This window comes from Marinomonas dokdonensis (genome assembly GCF_052747885.1).
On the sequence record NZ_JBRAND010000003.1, the window covers coordinates 213,936 to 232,743 of the forward strand.

Sequence of the window (18,808 nt, forward strand, 5' to 3'; positions counted from 1 at the left end):
GCGCAACCCTCTATTCATGAGAAGCATGGCGACGTAAGGAGCGCTCAATTCGAGTCTCTTCTTGGCGCATTTTGAGTAGGTTCTCTTCTACGAACACTAGGTGATCATGGCTGGCATCTCTCGCTTCATCAGCTTGCCCATTCATAATGGCATGATAAAGCCTTTCATGTTGCTCCATCACTTTGTGTCGTGCGGCTTTCTTCTCAAATAAGTTTTTCAGGTTAACTGTGATGCTCTGAGCCAACACGGCATGCAGCCCCCGTAAGGTATGTTGCAGGACCACATTATGGGCCGCGGCGGCAACCACCATGTGAAACTCAGCGTCCAGTTTTGCTTCTAACTTAAAGTCTTGGGCTTTGTTTGCGGCCAATAGCTGCTCAAAACACTCTGTTAATTTCGCTTTATCTGCGTCCGTGCTGCGCAAGGCAGCATAGTAGGCGGCAAGACTTTCTAGAGCATCGCGGAACTCGAGTTGATCGTAAAGAAACTCGTCATGGGCACAAAGTAAGTCTTGTAGTGGGTCCATAAACGACTGACCAAGCTGCTCACACACATAGGTTCCACCACCATGACGACTGATCAATACACCGCGAGCAACGAGCTTCTGAATGGCTTCTCTTAGGGAGGGGCGAGATACTTCAAAGCGAGCTGCTAACTCGCGTTCCGGTGGCAATTTCTGCCCTGCTGTGAAGCTGCCTTCTAAAATCATATTTTCCAGTTCTTGTACTATGATGTCAGAGATTTTTGGCTGTTTAATGCGTTGATAAGAATGTGCCATGTCACGAACCCTTGGTATCAATAGCGTGGCTAAATCTGCCTGTTGATAAGTTTATAATTGGTAAAACCAATTGAAAAGTCGCTAAAATCGTCGAAATAACCACTAAAGTATTAGTTGACAAAAAAATGATAGCTTCTTATTGTGCGTGTATGTTTGCTAGGTAAATTGGTATTACCAATATAGTGTCAGTGTCTTAAGCTTGTCTAGCAAAAAGTTTTATTCCAGCAAAAATAACAAGATAAGCCTTATCAAAGCCCTTGATGAAAGGCTTACAGCAGGACTTTATATGACTTCTTCTACTGCCCTTGGTGCTCAATACGACGACATCCATCGAGCTCTTAGCGTTAAAATTGATGAAAATCGCCTAATAAGAGACCCTTTAAGAACGCTTGCCTATGGTACAGATGCCAGTTTTTACCGCTTGATTCCTCAACTTGTGGTACGTGTTGATAATGAAGAAGAAGTTCGTTTAGTCCTTCATGAAGCTCGACAGCATGGGGTGCCGGTGACCTTTCGTGCCGCGGGCACTAGCCTTTCTGGTCAAGCAGTCACTGACTCTATTTTGATTCAGTTGTCCGATAACTGGAAAGCGCATCGTATCAAGCAACAGGGTCGAATCATCTCCTTGCAGCCTGGCATCATTGGCGCTAGAGCGAACCAATTATTGGCGGGCTATCAAAGAAAGATAGGTCCAGATCCTGCTTCCATTAACGCTTGTATGATCGGTGGTATTGCGGCGAATAATGCCAGCGGGATGTGCTGTGGTACCGCACAGAACAGCTATAACACGGTTCAAAGTGCGCGCATCATCATGGTAGATGGTACCGTGCTGGATACCGCCGACGAAGCCAGTCGAGCAGCCTTTGCGAAAAGCCATAAAGGCTTACTAGAAATACTGAAAGTCTTGGCAGAAAAAACCCAAGATAACCCTGAGCTCTCTCAAAAAATAAGACACAAATATCGATTAAAGAACACTACAGGGTACAGTCTGAATAGCTTAGTTGACTATAAAGACCCCTTCGATGTGCTATTGCATCTGATGATCGGCTCAGAAGGAACGCTGGGCTTTTTAAGTGAAGTCACTTACCAGACAGTCATCGACCACCCGATTAAAGCGGCAGCTATGATCTTCTTCGAGGATATGGAAGCCACTTGTCGTGCCGTAACAGCATTGAAGAGTGCTCCTGTTTCCGCTGTTGAGTTAATTGACAGAGCAGGCTTACGTGCGGTGGAAAGTAAGCCAGGTATGCCAGACGTTTTGTCGAGCCTAGGGGCGCAAGCAGCGGGTTTGCTGGTGGATGTGCGTGCCAGTGATAGCGCGGAACTTGAAGAGAATTTACAGCAAGTGTCTAAGGCTTTGGATGGGCTTGCGACCCTCACCGAGATTGAATTCACCCAAGACAAAGCGGTTTACGACTCCTATTGGAAGATACGCAAAGGTCTATTCCCCGCCGTAGGCGCCGTGCGACCGGTTGGTACTACGGTCATTATTGAAGATGTGGCTTTCCCTGTAGAGCAACTGGCGGAAGGGGTATTGGAGCTGCAAGGGGTTTTCCAAAAGCATGGTTATGATGAGGCCATCTTATTTGGCCATGCCCTAGAAGGTAATTTGCATTTCGTTTTCACCCAAGGCTTTGATGACCCAGCCGAGGTATCTCGATACGAAAAGCTGATGGATGAAGTGGCACAGTTGGTTGCTGTGAAGTACCAAGGTTCATTAAAAGCTGAGCATGGCACTGGCCGTAATATGGCCCCTTACGTGGCGTTAGAATGGGGCCAAGAAGCCTACGAGTTAATGTGGGAAATTAAACGCGCTTTTGACCCTGAAGGCTTGTTGAACCCTGATGTGATTTTGACTCACAATGCCAATTTGCATGTGGAGAATCTTAAGCCGCTTCCTAAAGCGAATGACAAAGTAGACACCTGTATAGAGTGCGGCTTTTGTGAATCTTCCTGCCCTTCAAAGTCTCTTACCCTCACCCCGCGACAGCGCATTGTGTTATGGCGTGAAATCCAGCGTTTGCAAGCATCAGGAGAGCAACCTGAACGCTTAGCAAAATTGAAAGCCGATTATGATCATCAAGGGATTGATACCTGTGCTGGTTGTGGTCTTTGTTCTATGCAGTGTCCTGTAGGCATAAACACTGGCGATTTAACGCGAGAATTACGCCATGACCGACACCCCGATAGCCGAGTTGGGCATTGGTTAGGCGATCATTTTGATAGTGTGACTTCTGGGGCTCGAATTGGTTTGGCGACGGGCCAAGGTGTGAAAGGGGTTATTGGCAATAGCGGCATGCAGTTAATTACCAAGGTGGCGCATAAAACATCTGGTGGAGCGGTTCCTGTCTGGCATCCAGAAATGCCGTCTTCCTCTCCTTCCATGAAGGCTATCCACTCTAAAGTGTCTAAGCTGAAAGACCTTGGTGTGCATCAGCCAACGGTGGTGTATTTGCCAAGTTGTGCCACACGGGTCATGGGCAGTTCTCCAGATGCCACGGACAAGCGTTCAGTTATGGAAGTGATGCTAAGCCTGCTTGAAAAGTCCGGCTATAAGGTTGTCATGCCTAGCGATGTAGAAGGCAGTTGTTGTGGTTTAGCGTTCCAAAGCAAGGGGCAATTTTCTGTGGCAGGACAAAAAGCCAATGAACTGAATGCCCGTTTGCTTGAAGCCAGTGAGAATGGTCGCTATCCCATAGTCTGTGATACCAGCCCGTGTTTGTTACGCATGAAAGAAACCCTGGACCCATGTTTAGAGTTATACGAGCAAGTGTCGTTCGTGAGTGAATTCTTGATGCCGAAGCTAAAAGTTAGCCAAAAACGTTCGAAAATCGCGGTTCATGTGACTTGTAGTACGACTCGCATGGGCTTAGCGGATGATTTTGTCTCTCTTGCTGAGCAGTTAGCGGACGAGGTGGTGTTACCTGCGGACATTACTTGCTGTGGCTTTGCTGGTGATAAGGGCTTCTCTACTCCGGAATTGAATGCCAGTGCGTTGAAGTCTTTAGCGAAAGCGGTCGATGGTTGTGAGGCGGGGTATTCTAACAGCCGAACCTGTGAGATTGGTTTAAGCCAGCACAGTGGTATTGAGTACCAGTCCATTGTCTATCTAGTGGATCAGCTTACTCACTAAGTTGTTTGTGTATTTTATAAATCGCTCTACAAAGACTCGCTTCTCATTTCGGCGCTAAAGCGAGAACATCCATTCGAAGCGAGCCTTGCTTCGCTAGTTGAGTGTAATCTTGTCGTAGGAGCGTCTTACTCATTCGTAGGCGCTCTACAAAGACTCACTTCTCATTTCGGCGCTAAAGCGAGAACGTCCATTCGAAGCGAGTCTTTGTTTCGCTAGTTGAGTTGATTCTTGTTATATCCTTCAACCTAACCTAATGATGGTTCAATGCTTGATGGTGGAGTACAAGCCAAAAGCACAGACGATCAGCAAGGCGATGCCTATGTAGCGGAAGAAGACTGAGCTTTCTGTTTGCTGGAGGCGGTTGTAGAACTTCTGCCCAAAGACATGACCAATCAGCGCGCAAGGTAATAGCCAAAGTTGGTGGATCAGTTGTAGGTCGACGCCAGCAATTAAAAAGGACGACATTTTAATGAGTACTAGGATAAACCAGAGTACGAACAAGGTATCTCTAAGCTGATAACGAGAAACCTTGGTGGCAAATACGGAAACAATTAAGGGGGCGCCAATTAATGAGGTGCCGCTAACATAGCCTCCTAACATTAGAAAAACGGTGTCGAGGATCTTGTTGTTGCTATAAAAAGGTTTGTTGATGATATACGACACAGCAAATACCGAGACGATAATAAAGATGACCCCTGTGACAATATCATGAGGCAAGGTTAATAGGCCGAATACGCCGATCAGTTTAGGGATGATCATGATGCGCAGGGCTTTTTTAAGGTATTGCCAGTCAATGTTGCTCGTGGGTGCTGGCGCGCCTTGGTCTTCTGTTAACGCTTGTTGTGCTGCTTTGGCTTTTGCGTCTTTGGCGCCGCTCCAAGCGATCCAGCTGGAAAATACTAATAGGTGGATGGAAATAATGGGTAGGAAAATTAGTGGGTTATTTTCTACCAAAAGTAAGAATGGCAGTGCCAATACCGCGCCACCGAAGCCTAAACCACTGCGGACAAAACCACTCCAAATAAAAATAAGACCGATTAAGCCATATTGCCACCAAAGTAAATGTTCCATATTTGTCCTTTAATAATGAAGAGTGGTATTGGATCAAGGTTATATTGCGCAAGTGGCTCTCGCAATGAGTCGCAGGGCAATGAGTTTGCTATTATGCTGTGCTTAAGCTAGCTGAGGAAGTTTAAATGAAGTTTCGTTTGTATTTTGCGGTGTTAATGTCTTGTGTGCTGTCTTTTTTGATGTCGGGCTGGATCACCTTTATTAATATTGGCTTTACGGCGGACTTTTTTCATTCTTGGATGGCCGCTTGGTGCTTGGCATGGCCGGCTGCGGCGTTAATTGCTTTCTTATTTGGCCCTTCCGTGCAGAAACTTGCCCACTATTTAGTAAGCAAGTTTTAAGCGGCTCATATTTTTAAGGTAGGCACTATTGCACCTACCTATTTCCCCTTTTGTGTATTCAATTGACTTAAAACGCTTCTGGGCTATTAGCCTTAGGGTAGGTTTGGCTTTGAATCGGGTCTGTTTCACCCTCTCCCCAGGATCTATTCAAGGGTATCACCCCAGCCCATACTGGCCAGTCGTTGTCGGCAGGGTCGTCAACCGGTGGCTCGGCACGTAATTTAATTGAGGCTTCGTCAATCTTAATACGTACCAAGCCTGTGGCTTTAATTTCGCTGTCGCTGATCGGTCTTAGATATTCCCAACGGCCGGGGCTGACTTTATCTAAGAAAATTTTAAATTGGCGCACTTTTTCTGTTTTATCTTCTATTAGCTCTGGCACGCCAAACAGTGTCACGGAACGATAGTTAACCGAGTGGTGCATGGCAGAACGCGCCATCACCAAGCCGTCTAACAGGCTAATGTTAATGCAGACTTTTTCAGGTTCATCAATGGGGCCTTTTACGTTGCGTGCTTTAGAGTGTGCGTGCCAGTAAAAGTAGTCGCCATCGCGCCAATGGCAGGTTGGGGTGACGAAGACCTGCCCATTTTTTGTTTGCCCTATGTGGCACATGAGTGAGGCATCCATAATCTCGAAAGCCGTGGCTTTGTCGTATTGCGCCCGATTAGGGCCTCTTTTTACCTTGCTAAGCGGTGTTTCCAGTGAGTCGCTCATGAATGGGGTCTCCTTGTCTTTGTCATCGGCTGGGGATATAAAAGAGACTAATCGTTTCTGGATTTCTAAAAAATAGCCAGATATCACATTAAATAGCAGGCCAGATATGCAGCGCGCGACCAACAGTTTAGCCTTCTCCCTTGATGAACAAGGTCCACCCTACTATCAGCAATTGGTTAGCCAAATACAGCAAGGCGTTACGACAGGCCGGTTGTTGGAGGGGGATAAATTGCCTTCGAGTCGTTTGTTGGCAGAATCGTTAGGGGTCTCCCGCAGTACCACTACTCGTGTTTATGATCAGCTGATCAGTGAAGGGCTATTGATCAGCGAGCCCAAACGTGGAGTGTTTGTGTCTTCTTTACCAATATCGAGCCCCCGCAATGCACCTTCTAATAATCCTCGAACTTCGCCAGTCAAAGCTGAGCCTCATCAACCCATGTTGTCTTTTGATGCGGGAGTGGATGTTTCGGTGTTTCCGAATAAGGAATGGGCGGCGAGTATGCGCCGTAGCTGGTTGAAGCCGGATCTTGCTGTACTCCAAGGTGGCTATACAACAGGCTATCCACCACTGAAAGCAGCCTTGGTGGATTATTTGTATCGCGTTCGGGGCTTAGAGTGTGTACCAGAGCAGATAGTCATCACCGCTGGCAACCGTGACTCTTTGATTTTATTGCAGCACCTTTTTCGCGATCTGTCTCAATCCTATGGTACTCAAGCGTCATGGTGGTTGGAGTCTCCCACGTATCCACCTATTCGTAAGGTGTTTGAGCAATTTGATCGCCCAAGTAACTTCTTGGCAATTGATGATCACGGATTGACCCTACCAAGTCAGCAGGGGGCGTTTAATGTCGGGGTAATTACCCCTAACAATCAATACCCCTTGGGTATTAGCATGAGTCCTCAGCGACGTATTGCGTGGCTAGAAAAGTTACAGCAAGCAGAGGCTAGCTGGTGGTTAGTCGAAGACGATTATGACAATGAATTTGTCTATCAGGGGCGTAACGAAGTGCCCTTTATGCAACTGGCGCAACTTGATAACACGGCTAAGGAGCGGGTGTTCTTTGTAGGCAGTTTTTCTAAAGTGCTGTTTCGAGGTTTAAGGTTGGGCTTCATTGTTGCCCCAATTTCGCAAATAGACCGATTACAGAAAAGTCAGCATACCTTGGGCTCATCAGCATCCTTGCCGATTCAACCGGCGGTAGCCGATTTTATGCAGCAAGGGAACTTTGATCGTCACATAAACCGCATGCGTCGACATTATCGTTTTAAACGAGAAAGGTTGTTGGCCTTAATAGAAACCCATCTAAGCGAGTGGTTTGAATGGCGAAAGCCTCGTTCGGGTATGCATGTATTGGTGGAGTTTAAGCAGGTTTACGGTACGAAAATGAGTGAGCCTTTAGACCAATTTATGGCGAAGGCGCTGCGCAAAACTGGCCTGAAATTGTCGTGTTTATCAACCCACTATAGTGAGCAAGGTACTATACGCCAAGGCTTCATATTGGGTTTCAGTGGTATCGATGAGACGCTCATGAGGCAATGTATCCAGCGGATGCATGATTGGCTAAAAGAGAATCTATAAGGGTTTGTTTGTGGTGAAAAAATGACCGTTTCATCCCTATTTGGAAGACTCTTTACCTTCGATAACTTGATCTCAAACAGCAAGGTAACAAGTGCTTTTTGGGCAATTGTAAACGCGTCTAATTAAATGACTTATATCAAAAAAGTAGCGGTTCCAAGCACAATTGGCGGGCAATCTGTCGGCCTTTCGATAGTTTTTTAGGGGTACCTAGTGTACCATTCACCCGAAAAATAATGATCTAAATTATTAAGCCGAGCGTACTATTCAACGAGTGAATTGTGTAAACAAGCCGCTGGGGGGGATTTATGCGCCTTGACTATTGTAAAAGCCCTAGTGCAAAAATATAATTGTCTGGCTTAACCTAATGGCACATTCAACATGTGGGTATTAGGTGATATCTATAAGATGCTCATGATCTAACTTTATTAAGCATTTAACTTAGTTTTCATAACTTTGGTTTAATGTTTATGAATTCTATGAGTTTACATTAAGCGCCTAGTCCACTTGCAACACTTGCTCTAGGACATTCTGAGGTTACAGATGAAGAAAAAACTGTTCCAGTCAACCATGCTACTTTCACTTGCCCTGCTGCTCAGCGGTTGTGATTTAGCCTTGTTCGATTCTAGTGGTGTCACAGGTAAACAAATTGGTGACACTATTCTACTTACTATGGGATTAATGCTTATTGTAGTTATACCAACTATTTTAATGTCTATTTGGATTCCCTATAAATACCATGCAAGTAAGTCCGATGAGTCTTATGATCCAGAGTGGGAACATTCTAGCAAAATAGAATTTTTTGCTTGGGGTGTGCCAGTAGTTATCATCGTGGTTCTTGCCACTATTACCTACTTTACCTCTTACTCTCTTGACCCTAGAAAAGAGCTTGTGTCCGACAAAAAACCACTGACTATTCAAGTGGTTGCGATGGATTGGAAATGGCTTTTCTTATTCCCTGAAGAAAAAATTGCGACCGTTAACGAAGTCGCCTTCCCTGTTGATAGACCTGTTGAATTCTTGGTCACCTCTCAATCTACAATGAACTCATTCTTCATACCAAAACTAGGCGGCCAGATCTACGCAATGGCAGGCATGGAAAACCGTATGAACCTAATGGGTAACGAGATCGGTGAGTACCGTGGTATATCAGCAAACTACAGTGGTTTTGGTTTTGCTGGCATGCGTTTTCAGGCCAAGGTAACGTCTGACGAAGACTTCGATAAGTGGGTTGAAGGCGTTAAAGCGTCTGGCAAAGTACTAACTGATGCTGAATATGATCGCTTAATTGAAAAGACACGTGATCATGAAGTGGAGTATTTCTCATCCATAAATCCTCTGCAGTTTAAGAATATTATTGAGTCTTTCATTGGAGCCCAAAATGGTTCAAACTGATCTAATCAAAGATCCCCATGTGCTGACTGGTAAGTTGCACTGGGGTGTCATCCCCTTCCATGACCCTGTTGTTGCCCCGGTTATGTTTGCTGCGATTCTTGGCGGCTTACTATTGGTGGCGTTCGTAACCTACAAGAAGTTGTGGGGCTACCTATGGGAAGAGTGGTTTACCTCTGTAGACCATAAGAAAATCGGTATCATGTACTGTATCGTCGCCTTGGTGATGTTGGTACGGGGCTTCTCTGACGCCATTTTGATGCGTACCCACCAAGCTTTGTCGACCTCAGATACATTCGGGGAAGGCTATCTACCTCCTGAGCATTACGACCAGATCTTCACCGCCCACGGTGTCATCATGATCTTCTTCGTAGCAACACCACTGATGATAGGCATCATGAACGTCATCATGCCGTTGCAGATTGGTGCTCGCGACGTAGCTTACCCATTCTTGAACTCGTTAAGCTTCTACTTGTTCCTAGTGGGTGCTTTGCTAGTAAACATCTCTTTGTTCGTCGGTGAATTTGCGGCTGTTGGTTGGTTGGCTTACACGCCTCTATCGGGCATTGAATACAGTCCCGGGGTCGGGGTCGATTATTGGATCTGGGCATTACAGATCTCCGGTATCGGTACGACGCTAACGGCGGTTAACTTTGTTGCGACAATTTTGAAAATGCGCGCACCTGGCATGACAATGATGAAAATGCCTGTGTTCACATGGACAACTTTCTGTGCCAACGTTATCGCACTTGTGATCTTCCCAATCCTAACGGTTGCTATTGCTCAGTTAACATTAGACCGTTACTTAGATTTCAACTTCTTTACCAATCATAATGGTGGCAACCAGATGATGTGGGTGAACTTGATCTGGGCTTGGGGTCACCCTGAAGTGTACTTCTTGGTATTGCCAGCTTTCGGTATGATTTCCGAAGTAACGGCGACCTTCTCAAGAAAACGTCTATTTGGTTACGTTTCCCTTATTTGGGCGACCATTGCCATCATGATTTTGTCTTTCCTAGTATGGTTGCATCACTTCTTTACGATGGGTTCAGGCGCAAGTGTTAACGCCTTCTTCGGTATCATGACAATGATCATCGGTATACCGACAGGTGTGAAACTCTACAACTGGATCTTTACTATGTATAAAGGTCGTGTAGAGCTTACCGCTTCTATGTGGTGGGTAATTGCCATGCTGATCACCTTTACGGTGGGTGGTATGACAGGGGTAATGCTTTCTATCCCAGCAAACGACTTTGTTCTACATAACAGTATGTTCGTTCCGGCTCACTTCCATAACGTAATCATTGGTGGTGCGGTATACGGTTACTTCGCAGGCTTCACTTACTGGTTCCCTAAAGCAACCGGTGTGAAACTGAACGAAACGCTAGGCAAATGGTCTGTAGCACTTTGGTTCTTCGGTTACTTCTTTGCTTGGTTGCCACTGTACTACACAGGTTTCGACGGTATGACTCGTCGTCTGCAGTACATTGATAACCCAGAGTGGCAAATGAGCATGTACATCGCTCTGATCGGTGTAGCTATGATTGCCGGTGGTATTGGTACTCAAGTGTTCAATATTGCATGGAGCCTATACAAGCGTAACGATCCTCAATATAAAGACGTTACCGGTGATCCATGGGATGGCCACACTCTTGAGTGGTACACAACATCTCCACCGCAGTTCTACAACTTCGGCGATGTTCCTTACATCAAAGACCGTGATCCATTGCTTGATATGAAGCAAGAAGGTATCGCATACAAGCGTCCTGAGAAATACAGCCGCATTCACATGCCGAAGAATACTTGGGCAGGTCCAGTACTAGGTTTGTTAACACTGCCTATGGGATTCGGTTTTGTATGGCACATTTGGTGGATGGTTATTGCATCAGTAGTGGCGATTTTCGCTTGCTGGGTAAAACTTAACTTCGAACGTGATAAAGATTACTACGTTGAAGTTCCAGAAGTTGAAGGTATTGAAGGCGAATTCTTGAAGAGTAATGCGGGTCGTAGCTACTACTTTGAGAAGAATGCTAAATACTACAAAAAGTGGAAGCCAACAGATCAAAATGACAGCACGGTTGTTGCTAAGTAATCAATGAACCGTAGTTATAGCGCCACACAGCTGGCGCTATAACTTGACCTTAAATTTTGGAAGATATTTATGACTGCATTAACTAACGATCATGATATTCATGACCATGATGATCACCACCACCATGAGGCTGAAGCAGCTGATCGCTATGTATTTGGCTTCTGGCTATACATAATCAGTGACTGTCTATTATTTAGTACTTTGTTTGCAACGTACGCCGTAATGGGCCAAAACTTTGCAAACGGCATCACCCCTGGTGAGTTGTTCGATTTAAGCTTTGTTGCCGTTGAAACGGCCCTACTGTTGTTGAGTAGTTTCACCTTCGGTATGGCAATGTTGGGCGCCAATGTTGAAAACATGGCTAAAACTAAGTTCTGGCTGATCATTACCGCCATCTTAGGTCTTGGTTTCCTTGGCATGGAAATCTACGAATTCGTACATTTCAGCCATGAAGGTGCGACGCCACAAACTAGTGGTTACTGGACATCTTTCTACAGCTTGGTAGCGACTCACGGTTTGCACGTAACAGCTGGTCTAATCTGGATGTTCTTCTTGTTCATTCACTTTAACCGCGATGGCTTTAGTAACGAAAACAAGATTCGTTTAGCTTGCTTAAGTTTGTTCTGGCATTTCCTAGACATTATCTGGATTTGTGTATTTAGCTTTGTTTATTTAAGAGGAGCTATGTAATGTCATCAACAAAAACTGGTCCTGGCGGACAAGCCCACGGTAGCGTTAAAGAATACGTTACGGGTCTGATTCTATCTATCGTACTGACAGTTATCCCTTTTTACTTAGTGATGACGGGTACTGGCAGTGACACCTTTGTCGTTGTAACTATTGTTGCCGCGGCGATTGCTCAGGTTCTTGTTCAAATGGTTTTCTTCCTACATATGAACGGATCTTCTAAGCAAACTTGGTTAACTGTCTCGGCTGTTTACGCACTATTTATTCTACTTTTCGTCATTGTTGGTTCTATGTGGATATTCGAACACTTGAATCATAATATGCTGATGGGTCACTAACCTAGTCGAGAAAATTATGTTTAAAGACTATGTTTCGCTGACCAAGCCAGGCATTATCTTCGGAAATCTTATAGCCGCTGCAAGCGGCTTTTTCCTTGCTGCAAAAGGCAATATTGATTGGTTTTTATTGCTAATAGTGTTGATCGGCACAACATGTATTGTTGCTTGCGGATGCATTATTAATAATTACGTTGATCGTGATATTGACCTAAAAATGAGCCGCACAAAAAACCGTGCTTTGGCTCAAGGCCGCATTAGTGTTAGTTCTGCTTTAACCTTGTCTGTGGTACTAGGTGCCATTGGCTTTATCTTGCTGTATCTCTATACCACGGTTCATACGGTATTATTCGGTGTCATTGGTATTCTGGTATACGTTGGCTTCTATACGCTGAAATATAAGCGTAATTCCGTTTACGGTACGCTTGTCGGTAGTTTATCAGGTGCTTGTCCACCCGTGATGGGCTATGTTGCCGTCAGTAATGGTTTTGATGTTGGCGCAGCCATTTTGTTGCTGACATTCTGCTTTTGGCAGATTCCACACTCCTACGCGATCGCCATTTGTCGTTTTGATGACTATAAAGCGGCGGATATTCCTGTATTACCGGTAAAATATGGTGTGCAGACTGCCCGTTACCATATGTTTGTCTATATCGCTGCATTTGCTGTAGCCGCCTTATTACTCGTTGAACGAGGCTTTGTAGGCAACCTATATGCTTTAGTGATCAGTCTGATGAGCATCTATTGGATTTACCTTGTTAAAGTGGGTTCCAAAGCGCAAGACGAGAAAGTATGGGGACGTAAACTGTTTGTTTTCTCCATTGTTATGATCACTGTATTCAGTGTCTTAATTTCGGTTGATTATGTTGATAATGGACAAGTGGAAGTTGTTTCATCTGTGCAACCGGTATCAATAGCGGTATAAAAATGAATGAATCTAAAGTTGTAAAAGGTTCCGTCATTGTTGCGATTTTAATGTCTATCTTTATTATCGCTTTCTACGTAACCACCACTACCCGTCCGCTAGGCGAGAAATATAAGCCAATCAGTGAACTGGGTGGCCCCTTCACCTTGCAAACTAAGCAAGGGCCATTTTCTTTGGATGATATTAAAGGCAAAGTCGGCGTGGTTTACTTTGGCTTTCTAAGCTGTACCGAAGCTTGCCCCGCCTCTATTGGCGTGGTGCAGGCTGCTTACAAGCAGCTTTCTGACCAAGAAAGGGACGATGTACAGTTCTTGTTTATCAGTGTGGATCCTGAAAGAGACTCCCTTGAAGACCTGTATGACTTTGGTGATTACTACGATAATGACCTGCTTGCTTTGACAGGCACTCGTGAAGAAATCGATAAAGTTACCTCAGATTATGGTGTGTTTTTCGAGTTAACGGACCTTGAAGGTTCTGCGCTTGGTTACACAGTGGACCATTCTTCTCGTTTTTACATGATTGATAAAAACGGTAAATTGTTCACCACCATGAGTCACAGCACTACGCCAAATGAGCTTGCCGCTCGCATTCAGCAATTGCAAAACATGGAAACGACCGCTTCTTAATTAAGCCTTCCTTGTGCTGCGTAAATGAAAGGACGTGTTATGAATAATATTGTTCGTCACCTATTGTCTACTGTGATCATTGCTCCGAGTATTTTCCTATCTCTACAGGCGCAAGCCGAGACATCTATGTCCATTATTGTGGAAGAGCATGACATCCAACAATGCAAACTGCCGTTGTTGTCGATAGCAGATGAGCTCATCGGTAAAAACTCTCATCGTCTACATGTCGACCAACCTAAGCATCATGCGGATAAATACCCTTTTACTGTGGTGGGTGTGATCTCTTATAACGACCAGGATGCACAAGTGGTTTTCAACGCCTCACCTATGGTGAATGGCGAGTGTGAAGTATCTTACCAAGAAGTGTTTGCCCTACCGGAAACTTGCCTTGCGGTGCGTGAACAAGTCTTCAAGAAATGGGAATACGTCGGCAAATTGAGTGACGATAGCTTCTTCTTGCGTCATAAAGAACGCCTAACGAAGAACGCCACACTAACCAGCATCAAATCTGGCTCTGAGTGTTTAGTTACTCGTCGTCACAGCGGTATTTAAGAGGTTTTAAAATGAAAAAGATTGTCGCGAGTATTATGCTACTTGCTTGCCCTTTGGTTTTCGCAGGGCAATTAGAGATTAGCCGTACAAACGTTCGAGCAAACGTACCGGGCAGTGATAACACTGCAGCCTACATGTTGGTTGAGAACACTTCTAAAGAGGATGTACGCATTGTTGGCGCGGCGACGGACGTCGCAGAATTTGCTGAATTACATAGCCATAAAATGGACGGTGATCGCATGATCATGCGCCATGAAAAGTATATCGATGTGGACGCTGGCGAGTCTGTGCGCTTTGCCCCAAATGGCTACCATGTGATGCTGATTGGCCTGAAAAAACGCGTGAAGCATGGTGAGAAAGCCGACATCACCCTGAAATACGATGACGGGACATCACAAACCTTCAAGTTTGATATTATTGATCCAAGAAAAGCTGAGTAACCCTCAGCTTTTTTTTGCGCCGTGCTTGGCAAGTAGGGCGTCAATGCCCTCTAACGTCACTTTACCGTGTAACACGTCGACTATTTCTCCGCTTGGGGAAAGCAGGTAGGTCGTTGGCAATACTGCTGGAATTTTTACCGGTAGATTCTCTAGGGAGGCGGTTTTCAATACGGGAAATTTAATCTTGTAGCGGGAGATTAATCCCTTAATTTCTTCGTCAGAAAGGCTATCGTAACTGATACCAAACACCCGTAATTCTCCGGCATTAGCAAGATGGTTGAGTTCGGGCAACTCTTCTAAACAAGGCTTACACCATTCCGCAAAATAGTTAATAAGCGTCCATTGTTCGCTTTTCCAAGAGTAAGCCGGACCAGAAACAGGTTCAAAAACAGGCTTCTTCTGTAAGCTTAGCACCACCAATAAAGTAATGATGGGCAATAAGGCACAGCCGAGCAGCTTGAAGAAAAGTGATTTGTTGTTCAATAACATAATGAAGCTCTTAGGCTGGGTGAAAACGAAACGGCATTATCGCAAATCCCCGCAGTGATGAAAATCTTACCAAGGGCTTTGCAGTGGGCATTCTTTTTTATTTCGCTTTGTCATATCCCCTAACTTTCTATTTTGGCCAATATTGGTTATTTTGAGTACTTCACTTAGGTGTTTATTGGATAACCTTGGATTCTTGTAAAAACCCGTAAGGATGTTGTTGGTGAACAAGCTTTTAGCCCCCTATCTCATGACTGCTTTTGTCTCTTTAGTCGGTGCTTCAGGGAGCTTTGCTGCCCCCTTGAATTGCCAAGATATGGTGGATGAAAGCCCACAAGGTATCAAAATCACCAGTTCTGTTCGTACCGTCAACAAAGACGTTAAGGGTGCTTTTTGTGCGGTGAGAGGTGTTTTAGAGCCACGACAAGGCATAGATGGTAAATCTTACGCAACCCATTTTGAAATCCGCATGCCCGACAATTGGCAAGGCCGTTTTGCTTATCAATTCAACGAAGGCAATGACGGCTATGTGAAACCTGCACTGGGTGGCATTACAGGCTTGAAGGTCAGTCAATATGCCATCAATCAAGGTTTTGCAGTGCTATCGAGTAACGGTGGCCATGATGCCAGTGCCAACTTAAACGAAGGCTTGGTAGGCAGCTCGTTGTTTGGTCATGACCCTCAAGCCCGCCTTGATTATGCCTATGCAAGCGTTGAAAAATTAGCCCCTTTAGCCAAGCAAATAGTCGAGCGTTATTATCAAACATCTATTCGTTATGCCTACGGTATAGGGGAAGGAAACGGTGGCAGGTTAGCCATGGTGGCGGCGACGCGATTTCCAAGCATGTTTGATGGTCTACTGGTGGGGGCGCCGGGGTTGAATCAGCCCAGAGCTGCGTTACAGGCCCCTTGGGATGTGCAAATCCTACATCGTTTAAGTAAGGAAATTCAGCAGCAGGTTAGCGCAAAGGATTTGGCATTACTGGCTCAAGGTGTCATATCACAGTGTGATGGGTTGGATGGCATCCGCGATAATTTGGTGTTTGCGATTGATGCCTGTCAGAGTGTGTTCAAGCCGACTGAACTGGTATGTCACGGTAAGTTTGACCGGGATTGTATAGAAACAGAAACGCTTGCGGCGCTGATTAATATGCATAGAGGCCCCCATAACAGTAACGACATTGCCCTGTATTCTGGCTGGTTGTTTGATTCGGGTGTTCGCTCTAAAAACTGGCGCCAATGGCGATTAAGAAGTGATGTCGCTTTTTGGGATTACCAAGCCGTTCATCATGTTTTAACCGCCTCGGCTTTAGCTAACATCTACATGACGCCACCTTATGACGTAAAAGGCACCGCTTACTCCTTAACCACCTTCTTGTTAAGTTTTGATTTTGATAAAGATGTGGCCAGATTAACCCATCAGCAAAAACCTTTTACGGCCTCTTCATTAGCTTTGATGAATCCGCCCGATGTGCAACGGCCGCGCTTAGATAAATTTAAGCAAGCGGGGGGCAAGATGATTCTTTTCCATGGTAATAGTGACCCAGCTTTTTCGGTCAAAGAAACCGTACGTTGGTACGACTTCCTAGATTTTTATCATCAAGGGCGAGCTTCAGACTTTGTACAGTTTTACCGTATTCCCGGTATGCCTCATGGTCAGGGCGGTTCGTCCGTGGATAGCTTTAATAGCTTAGAGCCCTTGGTGCAATGGGTCGAACAACAGCAACCTGCTGGGACGATTACGGCCTACACTCGCCGCTCTAACCCAGAAATCACCCCTAGTATGATTGGTCTTTCACGGCCTTTATGCCCTTATCCAAGTTATGCACATTATCAGCAAGGGGATCTGCGTGCGGCTTCTTCCTTTGTGTGCCGAGGGGGATAAACTTCACAAAGCTGGTACTGACATTTTTCGCACGTTATCATGCACCTCTTTTAAATCTGTAGCTTAGGAGCTGGATATGCAAGACAGAGAACGGCACTTTATCCTTGGCTATGGCAGCCTTATCAATGGAGAAAGTCGCGCGAAAACGGGGGAAACTGGGTCTGTTTGGCCAGTGAAACTGTCAGGTTTTCAGCGTCATTGGTCGATCATGTCATTAGAGTTTGGTATGAGTTCTGTGGCGGTGCTGCGGGCCGAAGGTGAAGCTTGTAATGGTGTGCTGGTAGAAGTGCCAGAAGATCAGCTTGCCTTATTTGACGAACGAGAGCGCGGTTACCAAAGAAGCCAGATCCAAGCGTCGCACCTTAGCCCCTATCATGGTGATGAACTGCCTGAAGGCACTTACTGGGTTTATCACACGGAAGAAGTTGTTAGGCCGAATCAGACCTGCCCCATCGCCTTGAGCTATGTGGATGTCATCTTATCGGGTTGTTTAGAGCATGGGGAAGATTTTGCTCAGGATTTTCTTACCTTAACCCTTGGTTGGAATGGACCCTTATTAAACGATAGGCAGACGCCTCGTTATCCAAGAGTGCAGCCCGAACTTTGTACAGAGCGCTTGAATACTTTATTGGCACCTGTATCTACTTTATCAATTAAAGAGTTATCTATAACCTATGAATCTTAACTCAACGAGTCAGTTGTTGGCGCGTAATGAAGACGCGTTAGCAGGCAAAATATTGTTTGCTAACCCTGAGGATAGCTACCCTCAAACTTTATCTGGTTTACAAGACGTTTATGCTTGGAGCCAGTCTAAAACCCTTTTCGATCAATTGCTAAGAGTTGGTTTCAACGAAGAAAAACTGGTGTTTTCAGCCCAGTGGGATTCGACGTTCGCCAGTGATTTTGATCATATTGTGATTTACCAACCGAAAGCCAAAGACTTGCTAGACTATCTTATCGCGTCGGTTTTACCGCTATTGAAAACCGGTGGACAAGTCTGGTTGGTGGGCGATAACAAAAGCGGTGTTAAATCCTCTATGAAGCGTCTCACTCAAGGTTTAGAAGACGTGGGCAAAGTAGATGGTGCCAAGCATTGCTTGCTGTACACAGGCTATAAGCAACAAGCGGCGAAAGCCTTTGTATTCGAAGACTGGCTGACCTCATGGGAAATTGAAATCGCTGGGCAAAAGCTAACCTTGTGTAGCCTGCCTGGGGTCTTTGGGCACGGCAAGTTGGATCGTGGCACGGCGCTCTTGCTCAAGCAACTTGAACAACACCGCTTCATGAGTGACGTTGCCAATGCGCGCCTTTTAGACTTTGGCTGTGGTGATGGGGTGATTGCCTTATGGCTTTATAAACATACAGGCGCCAAGGTAACGGCCTTGGATGACAGTGCATTGGCGCTAAAAGCAACGGAACTTACCTTTGCCGCCAATGACGCTGGTCAGCAGCTTAGCTTGGTGGCTTCTAATGGACTGTCTGGCATCAAAGGCCGTTTTAACTATGTGATTACTAATCCGCCTTTCCATACAGGTATTAATACCGATTACAGTATCGCGGAAAGCTTCTTTATGACGGTAAAACAGCACCTAACGTTAAATGGTGAGTTGTTTGTCGTGGCGAATGATTTCTTGCGCTACCCACCGTTACTCGATGCTGCACTAGGGTCACATACCCGCTTGCTACGTGATCAAGGTTTCGCAATCTATCACGGGCGTCAGCCTAAAAAACGTTAAGCAAAAAGGCCCCTTCGCTCTGTGAACAAAGGGGCCTT

The 18,808-nt window shown here is 45.4% G+C and carries 18 protein-coding genes; 14 read left to right on the forward strand and 4 right to left on the reverse strand.

Annotated features, from left to right (window positions below; translation table 11 throughout):
* Positions 1 to 10: 10 nt before the first annotated feature.
* Complete coding sequence (locus tag ACUM5Y_RS08740; protein ID WP_445976490.1) at positions 11 to 778, reverse strand: GntR family transcriptional regulator; 768 nt, start codon at positions 776 to 778, stop codon at positions 11 to 13.
* A 286-nt stretch (positions 779 to 1,064) separates the two neighbouring features.
* On the opposite strand from ACUM5Y_RS08740, the gene ACUM5Y_RS08745 reads away from it, so the two are divergent.
* Positions 1,065 to 3,911 (forward strand): FAD-binding and (Fe-S)-binding domain-containing protein, encoded by a 2,847-nt coding sequence (locus ACUM5Y_RS08745; RefSeq protein ID WP_445976491.1) that lies wholly within the window; start codon positions 1,065 to 1,067, stop codon positions 3,909 to 3,911.
* Positions 3,912 to 4,172: 261 nt separating this feature from the next.
* On the opposite strand, the gene ACUM5Y_RS08750 is transcribed toward ACUM5Y_RS08745, so the two are convergent.
* Positions 4,173 to 4,982: a TSUP family transporter gene (locus ACUM5Y_RS08750; protein ID WP_445976492.1), complete on the reverse strand. Its 810-nt coding sequence runs from the start codon at positions 4,980 to 4,982 to the stop codon at positions 4,173 to 4,175.
* A gap of 125 nt (positions 4,983 to 5,107) precedes the next feature.
* On the opposite strand from ACUM5Y_RS08750, the gene ACUM5Y_RS08755 reads away from it, so the two are divergent.
* Positions 5,108 to 5,323 carry a DUF2798 domain-containing protein gene (locus tag ACUM5Y_RS08755; RefSeq protein ID WP_445976493.1) on the forward strand — a complete coding sequence of 72 codons (216 nt, stop codon included), beginning with the start codon at positions 5,108 to 5,110 and terminating at the stop codon, positions 5,321 to 5,323.
* Positions 5,324 to 5,390: 67 nt separating this feature from the next.
* Here ACUM5Y_RS08755 and ACUM5Y_RS08760 read toward each other — a convergent pair whose 3' ends face one another.
* Complete coding sequence (locus ACUM5Y_RS08760; RefSeq protein WP_445976494.1) at positions 5,391 to 6,038, reverse strand: pyridoxamine 5'-phosphate oxidase family protein; 648 nt, start codon at positions 6,036 to 6,038, stop codon at positions 5,391 to 5,393.
* A gap of 106 nt (positions 6,039 to 6,144) precedes the next feature.
* Between ACUM5Y_RS08760 and pdxR the strand changes: the two genes are divergently transcribed.
* From pdxR to ACUM5Y_RS08805, 9 genes are all read left to right on the forward strand, one after another.
* Positions 6,145 to 7,617, forward strand: coding sequence for a MocR-like pyridoxine biosynthesis transcription factor PdxR (gene pdxR, locus ACUM5Y_RS08765; RefSeq protein ID WP_445976495.1), 1,473 nt, complete (start codon positions 6,145 to 6,147; stop codon positions 7,615 to 7,617).
* A 540-nt stretch (positions 7,618 to 8,157) separates the two neighbouring features.
* Positions 8,158 to 9,009, forward strand: a complete 852-nt coding sequence (cyoA, locus tag ACUM5Y_RS08770) for a ubiquinol oxidase subunit II (RefSeq protein ID WP_445976496.1) — start codon at positions 8,158 to 8,160, stop codon at positions 9,007 to 9,009.
* A complete protein-coding gene (locus ACUM5Y_RS08775) occupies positions 8,996 to 11,098 on the forward strand; it encodes a cbb3-type cytochrome c oxidase subunit I (protein ID WP_445976497.1) in 2,103 nt (700 codons plus the stop codon). The genes cyoA and ACUM5Y_RS08775 overlap by 14 nt, the downstream gene beginning before the upstream one ends.
* A 69-nt stretch (positions 11,099 to 11,167) precedes the next feature.
* Entirely contained in the window at positions 11,168 to 11,788 is a 621-nt protein-coding gene (gene cyoC, locus ACUM5Y_RS08780; protein ID WP_445976498.1) for a cytochrome o ubiquinol oxidase subunit III, read from the forward strand.
* Positions 11,788 to 12,123: a cytochrome o ubiquinol oxidase subunit IV gene (gene cyoD / locus ACUM5Y_RS08785; protein WP_445976499.1), complete on the forward strand. Its 336-nt coding sequence runs from the start codon at positions 11,788 to 11,790 to the stop codon at positions 12,121 to 12,123. The genes cyoC and cyoD overlap by 1 nt, the downstream gene beginning before the upstream one ends.
* Positions 12,124 to 12,139: 16 nt before the next feature.
* Positions 12,140 to 13,045: a heme o synthase gene (gene cyoE, locus ACUM5Y_RS08790; RefSeq protein WP_445976500.1), complete on the forward strand. Its 906-nt coding sequence runs from the start codon at positions 12,140 to 12,142 to the stop codon at positions 13,043 to 13,045.
* Between the two features lie 2 nt (positions 13,046 to 13,047).
* A complete protein-coding gene (locus tag ACUM5Y_RS08795; protein WP_445976501.1) occupies positions 13,048 to 13,671 on the forward strand; it encodes an SCO family protein in 624 nt (207 codons plus the stop codon).
* Positions 13,672 to 13,710: 39 nt separating this feature from the next.
* A complete protein-coding gene (locus tag ACUM5Y_RS08800) occupies positions 13,711 to 14,223 on the forward strand; it encodes a hypothetical protein (RefSeq protein ID WP_445976502.1) in 513 nt (170 codons plus the stop codon).
* An 11-nt stretch (positions 14,224 to 14,234) separates the two neighbouring features.
* Positions 14,235 to 14,663, forward strand: coding sequence for a copper chaperone PCu(A)C (locus ACUM5Y_RS08805; protein ID WP_445976503.1), 429 nt, complete (start codon positions 14,235 to 14,237; stop codon positions 14,661 to 14,663).
* A 3-nt stretch (positions 14,664 to 14,666) separates the two neighbouring features.
* Here the strand turns inward: ACUM5Y_RS08805 and ACUM5Y_RS08810 are convergent, their stop codons facing one another.
* Entirely contained in the window at positions 14,667 to 15,152 is a 486-nt protein-coding gene (locus tag ACUM5Y_RS08810) for a TlpA family protein disulfide reductase (RefSeq protein ID WP_445976504.1), read from the reverse strand.
* 220 nt (positions 15,153 to 15,372) lie between these two features.
* On the opposite strand from ACUM5Y_RS08810, the gene ACUM5Y_RS08815 reads away from it, so the two are divergent.
* From ACUM5Y_RS08815 to ACUM5Y_RS08825, 3 genes are all read left to right on the forward strand, one after another.
* Positions 15,373 to 17,034 carry a tannase/feruloyl esterase family alpha/beta hydrolase gene (locus ACUM5Y_RS08815; protein ID WP_445976505.1) on the forward strand — a complete coding sequence of 554 codons (1,662 nt, stop codon included), beginning with the start codon at positions 15,373 to 15,375 and terminating at the stop codon, positions 17,032 to 17,034.
* Between the two features lie 76 nt (positions 17,035 to 17,110).
* Entirely contained in the window at positions 17,111 to 17,719 is a 609-nt protein-coding gene (locus tag ACUM5Y_RS08820; RefSeq protein WP_445976506.1) for a gamma-glutamylcyclotransferase family protein, read from the forward strand.
* The gene (locus tag ACUM5Y_RS08825; protein WP_445976507.1) at positions 17,709 to 18,770 is read left to right on the forward strand and encodes a class I SAM-dependent methyltransferase; all 1,062 of its coding nucleotides are present in this window, start codon (positions 17,709 to 17,711) and stop codon (positions 18,768 to 18,770) included. Before ACUM5Y_RS08820 ends, ACUM5Y_RS08825 begins: the two co-directional genes overlap by 11 nt.
* Positions 18,771 to 18,808 lie beyond the last annotated feature (38 nt).

What these genes read in the sequence shown, in the direction of transcription:
- cyoD (WP_445976499.1), top strand. Translation starts at nt 11,788, where the DNA reads ATGTCATCAACAAAAACTGGTCCTGGCGGACAAGCCCACGGTAGCGTT.
- ACUM5Y_RS08795 (WP_445976501.1), top strand. Translation starts at nt 13,048, where the DNA reads ATGAATGAATCTAAAGTTGTAAAAGGTTCCGTCATTGTTGCGATTTTA.
- ACUM5Y_RS08775 (WP_445976497.1), top strand. Translation starts at nt 8,996, where the DNA reads ATGGTTCAAACTGATCTAATCAAAGATCCCCATGTGCTGACTGGTAAG.
- ACUM5Y_RS08810 (WP_445976504.1), bottom strand. Translation starts at nt 15,152, where the DNA reads ATGTTATTGAACAACAAATCACTTTTCTTCAAGCTGCTCGGCTGTGCC.
- ACUM5Y_RS08800 (WP_445976502.1), top strand. Translation starts at nt 13,711, where the DNA reads ATGAATAATATTGTTCGTCACCTATTGTCTACTGTGATCATTGCTCCG.
- ACUM5Y_RS08745 (WP_445976491.1), top strand. Translation starts at nt 1,065, where the DNA reads ATGACTTCTTCTACTGCCCTTGGTGCTCAATACGACGACATCCATCGA.
- cyoC (WP_445976498.1), top strand. Translation starts at nt 11,168, where the DNA reads ATGACTGCATTAACTAACGATCATGATATTCATGACCATGATGATCAC.
- ACUM5Y_RS08760 (WP_445976494.1), bottom strand. Translation starts at nt 6,038, where the DNA reads ATGAGCGACTCACTGGAAACACCGCTTAGCAAGGTAAAAAGAGGCCCT.
- pdxR (WP_445976495.1), top strand. Translation starts at nt 6,145, where the DNA reads ATGCAGCGCGCGACCAACAGTTTAGCCTTCTCCCTTGATGAACAAGGT.
- cyoA (WP_445976496.1), top strand. Translation starts at nt 8,158, where the DNA reads ATGAAGAAAAAACTGTTCCAGTCAACCATGCTACTTTCACTTGCCCTG.
- ACUM5Y_RS08740 (WP_445976490.1), bottom strand. Translation starts at nt 778, where the DNA reads ATGGCACATTCTTATCAACGCATTAAACAGCCAAAAATCTCTGACATC.
- ACUM5Y_RS08755 (WP_445976493.1), top strand. Translation starts at nt 5,108, where the DNA reads ATGAAGTTTCGTTTGTATTTTGCGGTGTTAATGTCTTGTGTGCTGTCT.
- ACUM5Y_RS08750 (WP_445976492.1), bottom strand. Translation starts at nt 4,982, where the DNA reads ATGGAACATTTACTTTGGTGGCAATATGGCTTAATCGGTCTTATTTTT.
- cyoE (WP_445976500.1), top strand. Translation starts at nt 12,140, where the DNA reads ATGTTTAAAGACTATGTTTCGCTGACCAAGCCAGGCATTATCTTCGGA.
- ACUM5Y_RS08825 (WP_445976507.1), top strand. Translation starts at nt 17,709, where the DNA reads ATGAATCTTAACTCAACGAGTCAGTTGTTGGCGCGTAATGAAGACGCG.
- ACUM5Y_RS08805 (WP_445976503.1), top strand. Translation starts at nt 14,235, where the DNA reads ATGAAAAAGATTGTCGCGAGTATTATGCTACTTGCTTGCCCTTTGGTT.
- ACUM5Y_RS08820 (WP_445976506.1), top strand. Translation starts at nt 17,111, where the DNA reads ATGCAAGACAGAGAACGGCACTTTATCCTTGGCTATGGCAGCCTTATC.